At 30.9% G+C, this 18,883-nt stretch carries 19 protein-coding genes; 12 read left to right on the top strand and 7 right to left on the bottom strand.

What is annotated here, in order from left to right:
- Window positions 1-36: 36 nt before the first annotated feature.
- From BM335_RS08060 to BM335_RS08030, 7 genes are read right to left on the bottom strand one after another with little or no spacing between them, the layout of a single operon-like run.
- On the bottom strand, window positions 37-1,497 hold the full coding sequence (locus tag BM335_RS08060) for a DUF3570 domain-containing protein (RefSeq protein ID WP_090225243.1): 1,461 nt from the start codon (window positions 1,495-1,497) through the stop codon (window positions 37-39).
- Window positions 1,498-1,504: 7 nt separating this feature from the next.
- Window positions 1,505-1,717 (bottom strand): DUF4266 domain-containing protein, encoded by a 213-nt coding sequence (locus BM335_RS08055; protein ID WP_090225241.1) that lies wholly within the window; start codon window positions 1,715-1,717, stop codon window positions 1,505-1,507.
- The gene (locus BM335_RS08050; protein WP_090225238.1) at window positions 1,714-2,697 is read right to left on the bottom strand and encodes an FAD:protein FMN transferase; all 984 of its coding nucleotides are present in this window, start codon (window positions 2,695-2,697) and stop codon (window positions 1,714-1,716) included. Before BM335_RS08050 ends, BM335_RS08055 begins: the two co-directional genes overlap by 4 nt.
- Complete coding sequence (locus tag BM335_RS08045; RefSeq protein ID WP_090225236.1) at window positions 2,697-3,134, bottom strand: thioredoxin family protein; 438 nt, start codon at window positions 3,132-3,134, stop codon at window positions 2,697-2,699. Before BM335_RS08045 ends, BM335_RS08050 begins: the two co-directional genes overlap by 1 nt.
- Before the next feature lie 56 nt (window positions 3,135-3,190).
- Window positions 3,191-3,877, bottom strand: coding sequence for an RluA family pseudouridine synthase (locus BM335_RS08040; RefSeq protein ID WP_090225231.1), 687 nt, complete (start codon window positions 3,875-3,877; stop codon window positions 3,191-3,193).
- Between the two features lie 2 nt (window positions 3,878-3,879).
- Window positions 3,880-4,491 carry a ribosome biogenesis GTP-binding protein YihA/YsxC gene (gene yihA, locus BM335_RS08035; RefSeq protein WP_090225230.1) on the bottom strand — a complete coding sequence of 204 codons (612 nt, stop codon included), beginning with the start codon at window positions 4,489-4,491 and terminating at the stop codon, window positions 3,880-3,882.
- A 4-nt stretch (window positions 4,492-4,495) separates the two neighbouring features.
- A complete protein-coding gene (locus BM335_RS08030; protein ID WP_090225229.1) occupies window positions 4,496-5,260 on the bottom strand; it encodes an alpha/beta fold hydrolase in 765 nt (254 codons plus the stop codon).
- Between the two features lie 208 nt (window positions 5,261-5,468).
- On the opposite strand from BM335_RS08030, the gene BM335_RS08025 reads away from it, so the two are divergent.
- Genes BM335_RS08025 through ftsA form a run of 12 tightly spaced genes read left to right on the top strand, consistent with a single transcriptional unit; the run spans window position 5,469 to window position 18,857 of the window.
- On the top strand, window positions 5,469-5,942 hold the full coding sequence (locus BM335_RS08025; RefSeq protein ID WP_090225228.1) for a division/cell wall cluster transcriptional repressor MraZ: 474 nt from the start codon (window positions 5,469-5,471) through the stop codon (window positions 5,940-5,942).
- Window positions 5,929-6,825 carry a 16S rRNA (cytosine(1402)-N(4))-methyltransferase RsmH gene (gene rsmH / locus BM335_RS08020; RefSeq protein ID WP_090225226.1) on the top strand — a complete coding sequence of 299 codons (897 nt, stop codon included), beginning with the start codon at window positions 5,929-5,931 and terminating at the stop codon, window positions 6,823-6,825. The genes BM335_RS08025 and rsmH overlap by 14 nt, the downstream gene beginning before the upstream one ends.
- Complete coding sequence (locus tag BM335_RS08015; protein ID WP_090225224.1) at window positions 6,826-7,158, top strand: FtsL-like putative cell division protein; 333 nt, start codon at window positions 6,826-6,828, stop codon at window positions 7,156-7,158.
- Complete coding sequence (locus tag BM335_RS08010; RefSeq protein WP_090225219.1) at window positions 7,159-9,147, top strand: penicillin-binding protein; 1,989 nt, start codon at window positions 7,159-7,161, stop codon at window positions 9,145-9,147.
- Window positions 9,148-10,602: a UDP-N-acetylmuramoyl-L-alanyl-D-glutamate--2,6-diaminopimelate ligase gene (locus tag BM335_RS08005; RefSeq protein WP_090225216.1), complete on the top strand. Its 1,455-nt coding sequence runs from the start codon at window positions 9,148-9,150 to the stop codon at window positions 10,600-10,602.
- A 12-nt stretch (window positions 10,603-10,614) separates the two neighbouring features.
- Window positions 10,615-11,841 (top strand): phospho-N-acetylmuramoyl-pentapeptide-transferase, encoded by a 1,227-nt coding sequence (gene mraY / locus BM335_RS08000; RefSeq protein WP_090225214.1) that lies wholly within the window; start codon window positions 10,615-10,617, stop codon window positions 11,839-11,841.
- Window positions 11,842-13,176, top strand: coding sequence for a UDP-N-acetylmuramoyl-L-alanine--D-glutamate ligase (murD, locus tag BM335_RS07995; RefSeq protein ID WP_090225212.1), 1,335 nt, complete (start codon window positions 11,842-11,844; stop codon window positions 13,174-13,176).
- Window positions 13,177-14,367 carry an FtsW/RodA/SpoVE family cell cycle protein gene (locus tag BM335_RS07990; protein WP_090225210.1) on the top strand — a complete coding sequence of 397 codons (1,191 nt, stop codon included), beginning with the start codon at window positions 13,177-13,179 and terminating at the stop codon, window positions 14,365-14,367.
- Window positions 14,351-15,442: an undecaprenyldiphospho-muramoylpentapeptide beta-N-acetylglucosaminyltransferase gene (gene murG / locus BM335_RS07985; protein ID WP_090225208.1), complete on the top strand. Its 1,092-nt coding sequence runs from the start codon at window positions 14,351-14,353 to the stop codon at window positions 15,440-15,442. Before BM335_RS07990 ends, murG begins: the two co-directional genes overlap by 17 nt.
- Window positions 15,439-16,806, top strand: coding sequence for a UDP-N-acetylmuramate--L-alanine ligase (murC, locus tag BM335_RS07980; protein ID WP_090225206.1), 1,368 nt, complete (start codon window positions 15,439-15,441; stop codon window positions 16,804-16,806). The genes murG and murC overlap by 4 nt, the downstream gene beginning before the upstream one ends.
- On the top strand, window positions 16,796-17,533 hold the full coding sequence (locus tag BM335_RS07975) for a cell division protein FtsQ/DivIB (protein ID WP_090225205.1): 738 nt from the start codon (window positions 16,796-16,798) through the stop codon (window positions 17,531-17,533). The genes murC and BM335_RS07975 overlap by 11 nt, the downstream gene beginning before the upstream one ends.
- The gene (gene ftsA, locus BM335_RS07970; protein ID WP_090225204.1) at window positions 17,523-18,857 is read left to right on the top strand and encodes a cell division protein FtsA; all 1,335 of its coding nucleotides are present in this window, start codon (window positions 17,523-17,525) and stop codon (window positions 18,855-18,857) included. Before BM335_RS07975 ends, ftsA begins: the two co-directional genes overlap by 11 nt.
- Window positions 18,858-18,883: the final 26 nt, after the last annotated feature.

Here is an 18,883-nt window from a genome sequence, read left to right as displayed (position 1 = left end):
TAAAACAGCCTCTTTTTTATTTCTTCAAAAGAGATTTTAATCCATTACAAACTTAAATCCAGCAGATATAATCCCGGCAGTTAAGCCAGTATTTCTTTTGTAATTGCTATATTTTAAATCAATACTTTTTAAACCAAGTTTCCAGATTCTTCTGGTTGTAAATATATCGGTATAAGAAACTCCAAAACCAAATTGATTGGCGTTGAATTCTGATAAATCATAATCGGAAGTATAAAATTCACTGGTTGAAAGTAATTCTTCATACGGAGCAAAATAATCGGCAGCTGTTTGTGTATAATATCTATATGTTGGGTATAATGTATACGTATCACTAATTTTAATTGGTAGCTCTATATTTGCTGTATGTGATGTAATTCCCCAATCATCGTAATAATATCTATAATACGTTCTTAGCGAAACAACTTCATTTAAATAGTAATTAAAACGCGCTCCAATAGGAAGTTTAAATCTTGTATCAGGCAAACGCTCAATATCATCCGCCAATTGAAACACGTCGGTATTTTTTGGCGATGTATAATTCGCAATACTTGAAGCATTTCCAATATAATAGTTAGCTCTGTCTCCAAAATAAACGCGTTGCATTGGGTTTGCTAACCAACCATTTTGTTGCACAACATCTAAAAATATAGAGATTTGCGCTTTTTTACTCAATATTTGCGAGAAACTGATGGAAGCAGAATAAGTATTTCTAGATTTATTTTCAACTAATGTTGTGTTAAACGGACTCCAAACGGTACTGCCTGTTTTATTTATGATTGCACCATTTTGGTCCAAAATATCAACTCCTTCAAAAAAACCATCATTTAAATTTTTATTAACTTCTTTATACGATTTAATTTCAGTTGGATAAACAGGTTGCCAGCTATCCATATAAATATTGGCTTTTAAACCAATTTCTGTATTTTTTTCGTTAAAAAGTTTGGTAAAATTTCCGCCAACACCAATAGAAGTATAATCAAATTCTTTAGCAAAAGATAGGTTTGCTCCAATTATTGAATTTCTATTTTCTGAAGCATGGCTATAACCAATATCACCATTTACCCAAACATCGCTTTTGGAAGCTCCTGAAGATTCAACCCAAGGACTTCCTGTTGCTGGACCAATAGCTGTAGGTTTAGCGCTTCTGTCATCGTGTTCATCATCATCATCATCTCCACCACGTGAAGCTCCCGAAGCATCAAATGGATTTAGATTGCTAGAAGATGCCGAACTATAGGCGGATATAGTTGCGTCAATCGTAAAAATATCATTATCATTTAAAGGTATTGATACCGTAATTGTAGTTGCAACATCGGTTAATTTTTCAGTTCCAATTCCTCCAGTTACAGCAGCGTTATCTCCATCTTGTCCATAAAAACTAGAAATTAAATCAACCTCAGTATTTTCTAAAACTCTTTTTTTATACGTATTATTTTCATTTTGTGAAAAGGCAAAAAATGAAATAAATAAAATAAATAGACCTATATATTTTTTCATGATTACATTAATTACATCCACAACCTCCACCTGATTTTCCGCCATTTGCTCCAGAAGCAGCTTCTCTATAAACCTGAAAACTCGTTTCAAATTTGTTTATTTTTTTATCTGCCAAGAGCATATCAGGATCATTTAAATATACTTTTTCATATTCTTTGACAACAACGCACGAGCTAAATGAAAATAAAATTACGAGCGCTAAAAGAGTTTTTTTAATCATATTTTGTTAATATTTATATTGTTAGACGTGTGAATTCCACCTTTTGAATCGATGATTATGCATTCAATATTTTTTAATTGATTAATTCTATTTAATCCAATTTCAGTCCCCATTACAAAAATGGATGTTGCTAATGCATCGGCTAATTCTGCTTTTGGTGCAAAAACCGAAACGCTAATAATATCACTTGCCGGATATCCGGTTCTTGGATCAATAATATGAGAATAGCGTTTCCCATTAAAATTCACATATTTTTCATAATCACCAGAAGTTACCACTGCGCTATTAGAAATTGGTAACAATGCAAAAGCATTATTTTTATTTAGTGGATTTGTAATGGCAACTTTCCAATCATCTCCATTGGGTTGTTTTCCCCAAGTATTCATATCGCCAGAGGCATTTATAATTCCGGCAACAACTCCTTCAGAAATTAACAACGTTTTAGCTTTGTCGGCAGCATATCCTTTTCCAATGGCTCCAAACCCAATTTTCATTCCTTTTAATTTTAGAAAAACAGTTTGGTTTTCTTTATCCAGAATAATATTGTTATAGCCTACTTTAGCTACAGATTCCTTAATTTCTTTTTCAGAAGGCATTGTTTTCATACTGCCATCAAACTTCCAAATTTTATCCATAGAAGCATAGCTAATGTCAAAAGCACCATCAGTTAATTTTGAAATTGCTATAGAGCGTTCTATTAAATCAAACAATTCTTTATCAACTTTTACAGGTTGTATTCCAGCATTTCTAATTATTTCTGATGTTTGTGAATTTGGGTCCCATGATGAAATTAATTTTTCAATTCGGCTAATTTCTTCAACAGCTAAGTTAATGTAATAAGAAGCTTTTAATGTATCATTTGCTACCACCGAAATATCAAATCGGCTTCCCATTAATTTTAATGTTTTTCTATGTATTTGTTGACTAAATAATTGTGTTGAATACAGTAGAATTACAATTAAAAAAAGGTGTTTTTTCATTATTTAAATGATGTAAGTATTTTAATATATTCAGTTGGACTTGTTTTTTTATAGCCTGTGCTGCCTAACATTTTTCCATTTTTATCCAGTACTGCAACAAACGGGAAATAACCTTGGGTATTGTAATTTTCCATAAGTTGATTGTTTTGCTTTTGCTGATTTTCGGATAATTTATTTTTACTTTTTCTTGGAAAATCTGCTTTTACCATAATAAAATGTTCTTTTGAATATTTTATAAATTCTGGTGTACTCCAAATTTCTCTATCTAGTTTTATACAAGGCGCACACCAGTCTGAACCTTGAAAAACTAGAATAATATGTTTGTTTTCTTTTGAGGCTAACTCTTTTGCTGAGGCAATATCTGTAAGCCAATTTTGTGCATTTGTTAAAGAAATAACGCATAGCAAAAACGCGCTAAGAATAAGTTTTTTTGACATTTGATAAAATTAATTAGTATTTCTAAATAACGAACATTATTTATGTTTAGTATTTACTAACTACAAGCATTCCAAATAGGGTCCTTTGGTGTTGGAGCTATTAATGAAATATTTTCTTTAGTAACTGGATGAATGAATTCAATTTTACGTGCATGTAAATGAATACTTGCATCTTTATTGCTTCTATCAAAACCGTACTTTAAATCGCCTTTAATTGGGCAACCAATAGATGAAAGTTGACATCTAATTTGATGATGACGACCAGTTTCTAAATCAACTTCTAGCAAGTGATAATTATCTAAAGATTTGATAACTTTATAATGTAGGGTTGCTTTTTTACTCCCTTCAATTTCAGAAGAATAAGAGGTTGATTTATTATTTTTTGGATTTTTTTTCAGAAAACCAATTAATGTATCTTCCAATTTATTTGGTAAGTTTTTAACAATAGCCCAATAGGTTTTATTTACTTCTTTATTGCGCAACATTTTATTAAAACGCTCTAAAGCTTTGGATGTTTTTGCAAAAACCACAACTCCAGTAGTTGGTCTATCTAACCTATGTACAACACCTAAAAAAACATTACCAGGTTTGTTATAAGTATCTTTAATATATTCTTTAATTACTTCACTTAAAGGTGTATCGCCAGTTTTATCGCCTTGAACAATATCACCAGATTGTTTATTAACAATTATTAAATGATTGTCTTCAAATAAAATATTTAAAGTGCTTTTGGTTGAAGCCATTATTAAGAATTTTCTAACACTTTTTGATTTAAATCATCAATAAAAGTCAGCAATTCATCTTTTCCAGAAGAGTCTGTTGCTGAAGTGGTAAAATGTGGAGGCATACTTTCCCAAATTGTACTTGTCATAGTTTTACTATAAATCTGCACATTCCTATTTAATTGAGAGAGCTTTAGTTTGTCGGATTTTGTAAAAACAATACAAAACGGAATGCCATTTTCACCTAAAAACTCCATAAATTCTAAATCAATTTTTTGAGGTTCTAATCTAGAATCTACTAAAACAAATGTGCAAATTAACTGTTCGCGTTGTAAAAAGTAATCTTTTATAAATTCTTGAAAACCTTGACGTAAAGATTTAGATACTTTGGCGTAGCCATATCCAGGTAAATCAACTAAAAACCAATTATTATTAATTTTAAAGTGATTAATTAACTGTGTTTTTCCTGGTTTTCCAGAAGTTTTGGCCAATTTACTATGACCTGTTAACATGTTTATAAGTGATGATTTTCCAACATTAGAACGACCAATAAAAGCATATTCTGGAAGTTGCTCTTTTGGGCATCGTGATACATTGGTGTTGCTAATTACAAAATCAGCAGTTTTAATAATCATTATTTTATAATTTACGGACTTTAAGCCAGTTATGTAGAATTTCGTTGAATTTATCTGGATGTTCCATCATTGGTGCGTGACCACATTCATCAACCCAAAATAAATCTGCATCAGGTAATAATTTTTGAAAATCAACAGCAACTTCTGGAGGTGTAACATTATCATTTCTTCCCCAAATTACGCAAGTAGGTGTGTTTAATTTTGGTAAATCCTTCGCCATGTTATGGCGAATAGCACTTTTAGCAATGGCTAATGTTCTAATTACCTTTGTTCTGTCATTAACAGAAGCGTAAATTTCATCAACAGCTTCTTTTGTAGCAACTTTCGGATCAAAAAATACTTCTTCAGTTTTACGTTTTATATAATCGTAATCACCCCTTTTAGGGTAGGTATCTCCTAAAGATTTTTCATACAGTCCAGAGCTTCCAGCAAGTACTAATGCGCTAACATTGTTTAAGTTTAATTTTGCAAAATATAAAGCAATATGTCCACCCAACGAGTTGCCTACCAAAATAGCTTTATCAATATTTTTATGTTTCATAAAATCTTTCAAAAATTTTGAAAGATTTTTCACATTTGTTTTTAAAATAGGCAGTGAATATATTGGTAGTTCTGGAATTAAAACTTTGTAACCATTTTGTGAAAAATAGTTAAATACACCTTCAAAATTACTTAAGGCTCCCATAAGACCATGAAGCACAATTATTGGTTGCCCTTCACCGGCTTCAATGTAACTAAATTTTCCTTCTTGTATAAGATTATGGCTCATTAATCATGTTTTTAAGCTAATTGCAAAGGTAACTATTTTTTCGAAAATACGACTTTTTTATATATACCAACAATTAATTATTTAATGGTTTGAATTTCAATTTTATATGTGTTAAATGGGTTGAAGTGGTAAAAGTTATCAACAAAGTGGGATAAAGTGGTAAAATGTGGGAAAAAATTTATATTTTTGAATTCATATCACAATATCTATGATTAATTTAATTGGAACATATGAAGCTAAAGCTGATGCTAAAGGAAGGATAGTACTTTCTGCTGCATTAAAGAAGCAATTGCTGCCTATGTTACAAGATGGGTTTGTGTTGAAACGCTCTGTTTTTCAACCATGTCTGGAATTATATCCAATGTCTGAATGGAATGTTTTAATGGCACAAGTGAACAAGTTAAATAGGTTTGTGAAAAAGAATAACGACTTTATTAGGCGATTTACTGCAGGTGTAAAAATAGTTGAATTGGATGCTTCAGGAAGGCTTTTAATTCCAAAAGATTTACAAATGTTTGCCGAAATTGATAAAAATGTAGTTTTTTCTTCAGCAGTGAACATTATTGAAATTTGGGATAAAGACAAATATGAAAAGGCGATAGATGATTCGACGGATGAATTTGGAAGTTTGGCTGAAGAAGTAATGGGTAACGTAACTGGAGATCAAGATGGAATATCATAATCCTGTATTATTAAAAGAAAGTGTTGATGGTTTAGCAATTAAACCTGATGGAATGTATGTTGATGTGACTTTTGGAGGAGGAGGTCATTCAAAAGAAATTTTAAATCGTTTGGGTGAAAAAGGAAAACTTTTTGGTTTTGATCAAGATGAGGATGCTCAGAAAAACCGTATTGATGATTCAAGATTTATATTAATTCCACAAAATTTTAGACATATAAAAAGGTATTTACGCTTTTATAATGTTAAAAAAGTTGATGGAATCTTAGCTGATTTAGGTGTTTCATCACATCAGTTTGATGAAGCTGAAAGAGGTTTTTCAACACGTTTTGATGCGGATTTAGATATGAGAATGAATCAAACAGGAGAATTATCAGCATATGAGGTAGTGAATTTGTATGATGAAGAAAAATTGGCAAATATATTATTTCAATATAGTGAGCTAAGAAATGCAAAAGCAATTGCAAAAAAAATTGTTGCAGCTAGAGCAGAAAAGAAAATAAAAACAAGTTTTGAATTAAAAGAAGTGCTTTCGGAGTTTGTGCCAAAAGCGGTTGAACATAAAATTTTAGCACAAATATTTCAAGGAATTAGAATTGAAGTAAATCAAGAAATAGAAGTGTTGAAAGAATTTTTACTTCAAATTCCAGAGTTGCTAAATGAAAAAGGTAGGTTAAGCGTAATTTCTTACCACTCATTAGAAGATAGGTTGGTAAAACGTTTTATGAAAACGGGTTTATTTGAAGGTGAACCAGAAAAAGATTTTTTTGGAAACATCAGTGTTCCGCTAAAAACTGTTGGTAAAATGATAATTCCATCATTTGAAGAGTTGAAATTAAATAATAGAGCAAGAAGTGCAAAATTAAGAATTGCAACCTTAAAATAAATGGGAGCTGTTAAAGATAAAATATACAATGTATTAAAAGGAAAATTTTTAGTAAGTGATGATTCCTTTAAAAACTGGCGTTTTCTATTATTTGTAGTTGGTTTAATGTTGTTGATAATTGCGAGTTCACATAGTGCTGATAAAAAAGTGATGGAAATTGCACGGTTAAATAAAGAAATAAACGAAAAAAGAGCTGAATTTGTGGATACTAGAACAATTTTTATGGGAATGAAGTTAGAATCTACGATAAGAAACAAGGTGGTTGAACTTGGGTTGCAACCAAGTGAAAACCCGCCACAGGTAATAAAAGTAATATCTAAAAAAATAAAATAATTGGCAGTTACTAAAAAGGGCATATTAAATAAACTTTACATCGTATTTATTATAATTACGTTGTTTTTAATTGCTATTGTAGTAAGGTTAACAGATATTCAATTTACTGATGGTGAAAAATATATAGAGCTTTCACAACAGCTAACGCTTAGAAATGATACTATTTTTGCAAATAAAGGAAGTGTTTTTTCTGATGATGGAAGTTTATTAGCAACATCAATGTCTCGTTATGAAATTAGAATGGATGCTTTTACTGTTGAAGAAGAAGTTTTTGAAAAAAACATTAGAGCGCTATCTGAAAAATTGGCCAAAAAATTCGGAAAATCAGCATCAAATTGGGAGGTGAAAATTAGAAAAGCCAGAAATACTAAAAATAGATATTTATTTATTGCTAAAGGACTTGGGTACAATGATTATATGTTGGTAAAAAGTTTTCCAATATTCAATTTAGGAATGTATAAAGGAGGTTTTATTGCCGAGCAAACAACCGTTAGAGCACATCCATTAGGAAGAGTCGCTGAAAGAACTATTGGTTATGATGATTATAGAGGAGCTCCTGGAATTGAAGGTGCCTATAGGTCTTATTTAGTTGGTAAAAATGGATATAGATTAAAACAAAAAATAGCAAAAGGTCAATGGAAGCCAATTAATGATAATAATGAAGTGGAGCCAGTGAATGGGAATGATATTGTTACAACAATAAATGTAAATATTCAAGACATTGCGCATCATTCGTTATTACGTCAGTTAGAATTTTATGAAGCTGATCACGGTTGTGTGGTTGTTATGGAAACTAAAACTGGTGAAATAAAAGCTATTTCAAATTTAGGTAGAAGTTCAAACGGTAAATATTACGAACGTTTAAATTATGCAGTTGGAGAATCTCATGAGCCAGGTTCGGCATTTAAAGTAATGGCTTTTGTGGCTGCTTTGGAGTCTGGTGTAATTGATACAAGTACAGTTGTTGATACAGGTGATGGAAGGTATAAAATGTATGGGCGTTTTATTAACGATTCTCACAGAGGTGGTTTTGGGAAAATTTCTGCGGCAAGAGCAATAGAGGTTTCTTCTAATATTGGATTGGCTAGACTTATTGAAGAAAATTTTGGAACGGATCCACAAAAATTTATCGACATAATTAAAGGAATGAATTTACATAAACCACTTGGTTTGCCAATAAAAGGTGAGGGAATTCCTGAAATTCCTGCACCAGGCGAAAAAAAGTGGAGTAAAAACGCATTACCTTCAATGTCTTATGGGTATAATTTGCAATTAACACCTATGCAAACGCTTACATTTTACAATGCTATTGCAAATAATGGTGAAATGGTGAAGCCAATGTTTGTAAAGGAAATAAGAACTTGGGATAAGCATGTAGAATCGTTTAATAAAACAGTTATAAACCCAGCTATTTGTTCTCCTGAAACAATTAAAAAAGTTCAAGAGGTTTTAAAAAATGTGGTGAAAAGAGGAACTGGACAAAAAATGTATTCAGAAGACTTTTCTATGGCGGGAAAAACAGGAACAGCGCGAACAGAATATTGGAAGTCTGATTGGGCTGAAAACAAACTATATATTTCATCTTTTACGGGTTATTTTCCGGCTGAAAATCCGTTGTATAGTTGTATAGTGGTTATTCATAAACCAAAAGTTCAAACTGGTTTTTATGGAGCAGATGTTGCGGGTCCGGTTTTTAAAGATATTGCACAAAAAATATATACTTCTAATCATATAATTAATAAAGTTGAAGATAAAACACCAAATTTTAAAGGTGTTCAAAATAATTTTGACACGTATTATGCAAATTCAAACAAGGAATTTAATTCAATCCCGAATGTAAAAGGAATGGCGGCTATGGACGCCATTTCTTTACTTGAAAATTTGGGATTAAAAGTGCAATTAGAAGGAAAAGGAAAAGTTATTGAACAATCTTTAGCGGAAGGCGAAAAATTAGAAAAAGGCAAAACAATAAAAATAAAATTAGCTTAGTTGAAATTAGTAAAAGACATATTATATAAAGTTGGTGTAATTTCAGTAAATGGAACTACAAATTTGCAGATTAATGCTGTGGCATTTGATTCTAGACAAGTAAAACCAAATAGTTTATTTGTTGCTCAAAAAGGATTAGTTTTTGATGGGCATTTGTTTATTGAAAAAGCAATTGAACAAGGAGCAACTGTAATTGTATGCCAAACACTTCCTGAAAACTTAAACGAAGATATTACTTATGTTCAAGTAGAAAATTCAGATACTGCATTAGCTATAATAGCTTCAAATTTTTATGATAATCCTTCATCAAAATTAAAATTAGTTGGAGTTACAGGTACAAATGGTAAAACAACCATTGCTTCTTTATTGTATACATTATTTCAAAAAGCAGGATTTAGCGCTGGATTACTATCAACTGTAAAAATTTTAGTTGATACAATTCAATATGAAGCAACGCATACAACACCAAATTCATTACTTATAAATAAGTATTTAAATGAAATGGTTGAAGCTGGTTGCGATTATTGTTTTATGGAAGTGAGTTCTCATGGAATTCATCAAAAAAGAACAGAAGGATTAACGTTTACAGGCGGAGTTTTCACAAACCTTACGCACGATCATTTAGATTATCATAAAACCTTTAAGGAATATAGAGATGTAAAAAAATCATTTTTTGATATGTTGCCAAAAACAGCATTTGCTTTGGTAAATATTGATGATAAAAATGGTGAAGTGATGCTTCAAAATACAAAAGCAAAAAAATACACATATGCTTTAAAAACAATGGCTGATTACAAAACTAAAATTTTAGAAAATCAGTTTTCTGGATTGTTTTTAAATATAAATAGTAATGAGGTTTGGGTAAAATTAACAGGTAGTTTTAATGCATATAATGTATGTGCAGTGTATGGAACTGCAGATTTATTAGGCTTAAATACTACAGAAGCCTTAACAGCAATAAGTGAGTTGGAAAGTGTGAGTGGGAGATTTCAACATTTTACTTCAAAAGAAGGAATTACAGCAATAATTGATTATGCACATACGCCAGATGCGTTAAAAAATGTGCTTGAAACAATTAATGACATTAGAACAGGAAATGAACAAGTGATAACCGTTGTGGGTTGTGGTGGAGATAGAGATAAAGCTAAGCGTCCTGTTATGGGACGCATAGCCTCTCAATTAAGTTCGCAGGTTATTTTTACTTCAGATAATCCAAGAAGCGAAGATCCGCAAGTAATTTTAAATGAAGTTGAACAAGGTGTTGAAGCGCATCATTATAAAAAAACAATTTCAGTTTTAAATAGAGAGCAAGCTATAAAAACAGCTACAAAATTGGCTAAAAAAGGCGATATCATTTTAATTGCTGGAAAAGGTCATGAAACGTATCAGGAAATAAAAGGAGTACGCACACATTTTGATGATTTTGAAATAATAACTGAATTATTGAAAGCTTAGAAAATTAACAATATGTTATATTATTTATTTGATTATTTAGACAAACAATTTGATGTTATTGGAGCAGGACTGTTTCAATATATATCTTTTCGTTCGGCGTTAGCTTTTATACTTTCATTATTGTTTTCTACCATTTACGGAAAAAGAATTATCAACTATTTACAGTTTAAACAAGTTGGGGAGTCAGTGAGAGATTTAGGCTTGCAAGGTCAGGTTGAAAAAGCTGGAACACCAACAATGGGTGGTGTAATAATTATTTTGGCAACGTTAATTCCAGTTTTGTTATTGGCGGAGTTGGATAATGTTTATATAGTTATTTTGTTAGTTACTACTGTTTGGATGGGAATTATTGGTTTTGTTGATGACTATATTAAAGTATTTAAAAAAGATAAAGAAGGATTAAAAGGTAGATTTAAAATTGCAGGTCAAATTTCATTGGGAATTTTTGTTGGAGCCATGTTTTATTTTCATCCAAGTGTTACTATGAAAGAGAAATTACCAATAAAATACCAATATGTAGCTGAAGATGGTGTTCCTGTTTTATTTGGTGAAGCAAAAAAATCAACAAAAACTACCATTCCATTTTTTAAAAATAATCAGTTAGAATATGCTGAAGCTTTAGAGATTTTTGGAAAAGGATTAAAAGATTACGCGTGGTTATTATTTATTCCAATTGTCATATTTATAATTACAGCGGTATCAAACGGAGCAAATTTAACGGATGGAATTGATGGTTTAGCAGCAGGTTCATCGGCAATTATTGTCCTCACACTCGGTATTTTTGCTTGGGTTTCGGGTAACATTATTTTCGCTAATTATTTAGATGTAATGTATATACCAAACTCTGGTGAAATGACCATTTTTATAGCAGCATTTGTAGGTGCTTTGGTTGGATTTTTATGGTATAATACGTATCCAGCTCAAGTTTTTATGGGTGATACTGGAAGTTTAACAATTGGTGGTATTATTGCTGTTTTGGCAATTGCGGTGCGTAAAGAGTTATTAATTCCAATTTTGGCAGGTATATTTTTGGTGGAGAATTTATCGGTGATTCTTCAGGTAGGATATTTTAAATACACTAAGAAAAAATTTGGAGAAGGAAAGCGCATATTTAAAATGTCGCCATTACATCATCATTATCAAAAATCTGGATATCATGAAAGTAAAATTGTAACGCGTTTTTGGATTGTTGGAATTATGTTGGCGGTATTTACAATAGTAACCTTAAAGTTGCGATAAATGAAGAATTTGGTCATTCTTGGTGGAGGAGAAAGCGGCGTTGGAACTGCTATTTTAGGAAAGCAAAAAGGATACAATGTTTTTGTTTCTGATAAAGGAATAATAGCACAAAAATATAAAGACGTTCTTTTAAATAATGAAATTGAATTTGAGGATGGAAGCCATACAGAAGCTAAAATTTTTAAAGCCGATGTAGTGATGAAAAGCCCTGGAATTCCTGATAAGGTTCAGTTGATTGTAACACTTAAAGAAAAAGGAATTCCTATAATTTCTGAAATTGAGTTTGCTTCAAAATACACCAATGGAGTTGTAGTTGGAATCACTGGTTCAAATGGTAAAACTACCACAACAATGTTGGTAAATCATATTTTGAAAAAAGCCAATTTAAATGTTGGAATGGGTGGTAATATTGGAAAAAGTTTTGCACAGCAAGTGGCTGAAGATAATTTCGGTTTTCATGTGTTAGAGTTAAGTAGTTTTCAGTTAGATGGTATTGTAGATTTTGCACCACATATTGCCATTCTAACAAATATAACTCCAGATCATTTGGATAGATATAATTACCTATTTGAGAATTACATCAACTCAAAATTTAGAATCACTGAAAATCAAAAGGAAAATGATTTTTTAATATATGACGCTGATGATGAAGTAATAGTTAACTGGTTAAATAACAATAAATTAAAAGCAACTTTGTTGCCGTTTTCATTAGAAAAGGAATTGGAACAAGGTGTGTATATAAAAGATAACAATATAATTTTAAAATATAAAACTGAACAAACAATAATGAGTATAACAACTTTAGCATTAAAGGGAAAACACAACACGAAAAATGCAATGGCAGCAGCTATGGCATCTTCATTATTAAAAGTTAGAAGCAACACTATTAGAGAAAGTTTGGAAGACTTTGAAGGGGCTGAACATAGACTAGAAGAAGTGTTAAAAATAAATGGAGTTCAGTATATAAACGACTCAAAGGCTACCAATGTAAATGCCACTTTTTATGCATTAGAAAGTATGAAAACCCCAACGGTTTGGATAGTTGGCGGTGTTGATAAGGGTAATGATTATTTAGATTTAATGCCGTTGGTAAGGGAAAAAGTTAAAGCAATTATTTGTTTAGGAATAGAGAATCAAAAAATTATACAAACATTTAATAATGTAGTGGATTTAATTGTTGAAACTGCAGGTGCAGAAGAAGCTGTAAAAGTAGCTTATAAAATAGCGGAAAAAGGTGATACCGTATTGTTGTCTCCGGCTTGTGCAAGTTTTGATTTATTTGATAATTACGAAGATAGAGGTAACAAATTTAAACAAGCAGTTAGAGAGTTGTAAATGATTAAATGGTTTAAAAATATTGAAGGAGATCTTGCTATTTGGGCAATAGTTGGTTTTATGGCATTACTGTCGTTTTTACCAATTTATAGCGCAAGTACCAATTTAGTGTACGTTGCAAATAACGGTACACCAATCTTTCATTTAGTTAAACATGCATTTTTGTTGGCTTGCGGATTTATGATAATTTATGGTGTTCATAAAATTCCATACAGATTTTTTAGTGGAGGTTCTGTATTAATGATTCCACTAGTTTTAATATTACTAGCATTTACATTAGCCAAGGGCTCAACTATTGGTGGTGCAAATGCAAGTAGATGGATTCAAATTCCGTTTATTGGTATAGGTTTTCAAACATCAACTTTAGCGGGGTTAATTTTAATGATTTATGTGGCGCGCTATTTGGCCCAAAATAAAGACAAAGAATTTACTTTTAAAGACAGTGTTTTAAAGTTGTGGATATGGGTTGCTTTAATCTTAGGATTAATTTTACCAGCCAACTTTTCAACAACTGCAATTATTTTTTTAATGGTATTAATGGTAGCTTTTATTGGAGGCTATCCAATTAAATATTTAGCATCTGTTGTGGGGATAGGTGTATTAGTATTAGCTCTATTTGTGCTTACTGCAAAAGCGCTCCCGGGTGTGTTGCCAAATAGAGTTGATACTTGGATAAGTAGAGTTGAGAATTTTTCAAATGAAAATGCAGAAGAAGGTTATCAAGTTGAAAAAGCAAAAATAGCCATTGCAAGTGGAGGAATTCAAGGTAGAGGTCCAGGAAAAAGTGTGCAAAAAAACTTTTTACCACAATCATCATCCGATTTTATTTTTGCCATTATTGTTGAAGAATGGGGATTAATAGGCGCTATAGTAGTAATGAGTTGCTATTTATTTTTATTAATTAGAATTTTAATTGCTGCCAAAAAAGCAACAACCATATTTGCTACTTTATTAATAATTGGAGTAGGAATACCAATTATAGTTCAGGCCATAATTAATATGGCTGTAGCAGTAAATTTATTTCCAGTAACTGGGCAAACATTACCATTAATTAGTAGTGGAGGAACATCCATTTGGATGACTTGTATTGCTATTGGAATTATTTTAAGTGTTACAGCAAATAAAGAAAAAGAAGTGAGTGCAGATAATGAAGAAAACCCTTTAGATGTTTTACATGAAGCAATCGGTTAATATCATATTAAGTGGCGGTGGAACAGGCGGACATATTTATCCGGCTGTATCTATAGCAAATGAGCTAAAGGAGAAATATCCTGATGCCAAATTTTTATTTGTTGGAGCCAAGGATAAAATGGAGATGGAAAAAGTACCCCAAGCGGGCTATGAAATACAAGGATTGTGGATTTCTGGATTGCAAAGAAGGTTAACTATAAAAAATTTATCATTTCCTTTTAAGTTGTTTAGTAGTTTTTTTAATGCTTACAAAACAATAAAAAAATTTAAGCCAACTGTAGTTATTGGAACTGGAGGTTTTGCAAGTGGGCCAACATTATTTGTTGCAAATAAATTGGGAATAAAAACACTTATACAAGAGCAAAACTCATATCCAGGAATAACTAATAAATTATTAAGTAAAAAAGCAGATAAAATTTGTGTTGCTTATGATGGTTTAGAGCGTTTTTTCCCTGCGGATAAAATATTGAAAACAGGAAATCCAGTTCGACAAGATTTATTAAATATTGAAGGGAAAAGAGAAGAAGCAATTCAATTTTTTAACTTAAATAAAGAGCAAAAAACACTGGTAATTATCGGTGGAAGTTTAGGTGCAAGAGCTATAAATAATTTAATTGAAAAAAATATTGATTGGTTGGTTAAAAACAACATTCAGGTACTTTGGCAAACGGGTAAGTTGTATTATGATGAATTTAAAAAATACGATCAATTAAAAGGAGTGAAAACCTATGCTTTTTTAAATAGAATGGATTTAACCTATGCTGCTGCTGATTTTTTAATAAGTAGAGCAGGAGCAAGTTCAATTTCAGAATTATGTATAGTTGGTAAACCGGTAATATTTATTCCATCACCAAATGTTGCTGAAGATCATCAAACAAAAAATGCATTGGCAATTGTTGATAATGAAGGTGCTATTTTATTAAAAGAGTCTGAATTAGAAACTTTTCAGTATGTATTTGACGTTTTAATTTCAAATGAAGTTTTACAACAAAAATTAAGTAAAAATATTAAAGCTTTGGCATTGCCAAATGCAACAAAAGATATAGTTAAAGAAATAGAAAAATTAATTCATTGAATTTAGATAAAATACATAATATTTATTTTGTAGGTATTGGAGGAATTGGTATGAGTTCTCTTGCTTTTTACTTTAAAAGCAACGGAAAAAATATTGCTGGTTACGATAAAACACCTTCTGATATAACTGTTTCTTTAGCAGAAAAAGGAGTGAAAGTTCATTTTGAAGATGCTGTAGGTTTAATTGCTGATGAATTTAAAAATAAAGAAAATACATTGGTAGTTTATACGCCTGCAATTCCTAAAAATCATTCAGAATTAAATTTCTTTTTCAATAATAATTTTAATGTTGTAAAGCGTTCAGAAATATTAGGAGAAATTACTAAAAATTCGTTTAGTTTGGCTGTTGCTGGTACGCACGGAAAAACTACAACATCAACAATGTTGGGTCATATATTGCATGAAGCTGGTGTAAATGCAACATCGTTTTTAGGTGGAATTTCAGAAAATTATAATTCAAATTTAATTTTAGGCGGAACAGAAGTTTCGGTAGTTGAAGCAGATGAATTTGATCGCTCGTTTTTAAAATTATCACCCAACATTGCTTGCATAACTTCTATGGATGCAGATCATTTAGATATTTATGGAGATTCAGCAGAGTTGGAAAAATCGTTTAAAGATTTCGGAGCTAAAGTATCTGAAAAATTAATTGTAAAAAAAGGATTACCAATTGATGCATTATCTTTTGCAATTGATGTATTAACATTTGGAATAGATGAAAATGCTGATTATAATGCGTCAAATATTAAAATTGAAAATGGTACTTATATTTTTGATGTAAAAACGCCAACAGAAATAATAAAAGAGGTAAAAATAAATTTACCAGGAAAACATAATGTGCTAAATGCGGTGGCGGCTTTAGCAATGGCTAATAGTTACGGAATATCATTGCCAGTCATTGCTAAGGCTTTACTTTCTTTTACAGGAATAAAGCGTCGTTTTTCGTATAAAATTAAGACTGATAATTTAGTTTTAATTGATGATTATGCACATCATCCAACAGAAATTACCGCTGTTGCAAATGCTGTGAGAGAAATGTATCCTTTAAAAAAAACAATAGGCGTTTTTCAGCCACATTTATTTAGTAGAACAAGAGATTTTTCTGATGATTTTGCAAAAAGTTTATCATTATTTGATGAATTAATTTTATTAGATATTTATCCGGCAAGAGAATTGCCAATAGAAGGTATTACAGCTGCGTGGTTATTAAATAAAGTATCATTAAAATATAAACAAATTTCATCAAAAGAAAATTTATACAATAGTATATTAAAATCAAAAGCCCAAGTAATTGTTATGATTGGAGCTGGAGACATAGGTGAATTAGTAAAGGAAATAAAAAACAAATTAACAAGTGAAAATTAACTGGAGCTACATAAAAGGAGTACTCTTAATTGCTTTAATTGGGTTTTTATATGGTTTTTCAAATCATAAAAATAATACCATAAAAGTGAAAGAAGTTGTGGTTGAATTTGAGCGAGGAAATAACCTTTTTATGAATTATGAAATGGTTAATAAATTGTTAATACAAAATGGAGAAACTGTTAGAAATCAAGAAAAATCTGTTATAGATTTACATAAATTAGAGTCTAATGTTCTATCACATCCTATGGTAGAAAATGCGGCTATTTTTTTAACCGTTGATGGTTCGCTAAAAGCAAAAGTTAAACAGCGTACACCAATAGCAAGAGTGGTGTCTGGCAATGAGAGTTATTATATTGATAGACAAGCAAAAAGAATGCCTTTGTCAGTAAATCACTCAGAGCGAGTTTTAGTGGTTTTTGGCAATGCAAAAGAAGAAAAATTTAATGAAATTCATCTGTTGGTAACAACAATTTTAAAAGATGATTTTTTAAAAAAACAAATTATTGGCGTTGAATTAGCGCCGAATAATGAGTACATTTTAGAAACAAGAGTTGGTGAACAAAAAATAATTGTTGGTAACATCGATCATTTAAACGAAAAATTTAAAAATTTAAAGTCGTTTTATAACAAAACAATGTTGGATAGTACAATTAACAATTATTCATCAATAAATTTAAAATACCACAAGCAAGTTGTGTGTACAAAAGAGGTAGAATATGGAGCATAATGATATTTCAGTAGGTTTAGATATAGGAACAACAAAAATTGTTGCTATGATTGGGCGAAAGAATGAATATGGGAAAATTGAGTTGCTAGGTACTGGTAAAGCAAAAAGTTTAGGTGTGCATAGAGGTGTGGTAAATAATATTACACAAACTATTCAATCTATTCAATTAGCTGTTGATGAGGCTATTGCGGTTTCTGGAATTAAAATTAGCGAGGCAGTTGTTGGAATTGCAGGGCAACATATAAGAAGTTTACAACATAGTGATTATATCACACGACCAAACTCTGAAGAAGTTATTGACGATGAAGATTTAGAAAAACTTGAAAAGCAAGTGTATAAGCTGGTAATGTTACCAGGTGAAGAAATTATACACGTGTTACCTCAAGAGTTTAAAGTAGATGGACAAGCGGAAATAACTGAGCCAGTTGGTATGTATGGAGGAAGATTAGAAGCCAATTTTCACGTTGTTGTAGGTCAGGTTTCATCTATTAGAAATATCGGACGTTGTATTAAAAGTGCCGGTTTAAATTTAGCAGGTATAACATTAGAGCCATTAGCATCTGCTGAAGCAGTTTTAAGTAATGAAGAAAAAGAAGCAGGAGTTGCTTTAATTGATATAGGAGGCGGAACAACAGACTTAGCCATTTTTAAAAACGGAATTATCCGTCATACAGCAGTTATTCCTTTTGGAGGAAATGTTATAACCGAAGATATTAAAGAAGGTTGTTCAATTATTGAAAAACAAGCAGAATTATTAAAAACAAAATTTGGTTCAGCTTGGCCAGGAGAAAATAAAGAAAATGAAATTGTTTCTATTCCAGGTTTAAGAGGAAGAGATCCAAAAGAAATTACACTTAAAAATTTATCTAAAATAATACATGCACGTGTTGTAGAAATTATTGAGCAAGTATTTTTAGAAATAAAAAATTACGGACACGAAGAGCCAAAGAAAAAATTAATTGCCGGAATTGTATTAACCGGTGGCGGCGCACAGTTAAAACACTTAAAGCAATTAGTTGAATATATTACAGGAATGGATACTAGAATTGGCTATCCGAATGAAAATTTAGCTGGAGATTCTGACGAAAGTTTTTCAAGTCCGCAGTATGCAACTGCAGTTGGTTTATTAATGAATGGGTTAAAAAAAATTGATAAACAAAAAGCGAAAAATTTACCTCCAAAAGTTTCACAAGAAAAAAATGAGGAAAAAACTGTAATTGTAGATAATGAAATTAAAATAGAAGAAGAGCCTAAAGAACCTAAAAAATCGATTTTTGAAAAATGGGGCGATAAATTTAGAGATTTTTTAGATAACGCAGAATAAATTACAAGTAAGAAAAAGATACGTAT

Source organism: Lutibacter maritimus, assembly GCF_900116115.1.
GTDB lineage: Bacteria > Bacteroidota > Bacteroidia > Flavobacteriales > Flavobacteriaceae > Lutibacter > Lutibacter maritimus.
The sequence above is the reverse complement of the archived record's forward strand: the minus strand, read 5'-3'. Positions and strand labels throughout refer to the sequence as shown.

Bases quoted from the DNA above. Each gene is read 5' to 3' on its own strand.
- BM335_RS08060 (WP_090225243.1), bottom strand. From the start codon at position 1,497: ATGAAAAAATATATAGGTCTATTTATTTTATTTATTTCATTTTTTGCC.
- yihA (WP_090225230.1), bottom strand. From the start codon at position 4,491: ATGATTATTAAAACTGCTGATTTTGTAATTAGCAACACCAATGTATCA.
- BM335_RS08030 (WP_090225229.1), bottom strand. From the start codon at position 5,260: ATGAGCCATAATCTTATACAAGAAGGAAAATTTAGTTACATTGAAGCC.
- BM335_RS07990 (WP_090225210.1), top strand. From the start codon at position 13,177: ATGATTAAATGGTTTAAAAATATTGAAGGAGATCTTGCTATTTGGGCA.
- BM335_RS08015 (WP_090225224.1), top strand. From the start codon at position 6,826: ATGGGAGCTGTTAAAGATAAAATATACAATGTATTAAAAGGAAAATTT.
- BM335_RS08055 (WP_090225241.1), bottom strand. From the start codon at position 1,717: ATGATTAAAAAAACTCTTTTAGCGCTCGTAATTTTATTTTCATTTAGC.
- BM335_RS08040 (WP_090225231.1), bottom strand. From the start codon at position 3,877: ATGGCTTCAACCAAAAGCACTTTAAATATTTTATTTGAAGACAATCAT.
- murD (WP_090225212.1), top strand. From the start codon at position 11,842: ATGAAGAATTTGGTCATTCTTGGTGGAGGAGAAAGCGGCGTTGGAACT.
- BM335_RS08050 (WP_090225238.1), bottom strand. From the start codon at position 2,697: ATGAAAAAACACCTTTTTTTAATTGTAATTCTACTGTATTCAACACAA.
- mraY (WP_090225214.1), top strand. From the start codon at position 10,615: ATGTTATATTATTTATTTGATTATTTAGACAAACAATTTGATGTTATT.
- rsmH (WP_090225226.1), top strand. From the start codon at position 5,929: ATGGAATATCATAATCCTGTATTATTAAAAGAAAGTGTTGATGGTTTA.
- BM335_RS08025 (WP_090225228.1), top strand. From the start codon at position 5,469: ATGATTAATTTAATTGGAACATATGAAGCTAAAGCTGATGCTAAAGGA.
- BM335_RS08045 (WP_090225236.1), bottom strand. From the start codon at position 3,134: ATGTCAAAAAAACTTATTCTTAGCGCGTTTTTGCTATGCGTTATTTCT.
- murG (WP_090225208.1), top strand. From the start codon at position 14,351: ATGAAGCAATCGGTTAATATCATATTAAGTGGCGGTGGAACAGGCGGA.
- ftsA (WP_090225204.1), top strand. From the start codon at position 17,523: ATGGAGCATAATGATATTTCAGTAGGTTTAGATATAGGAACAACAAAA.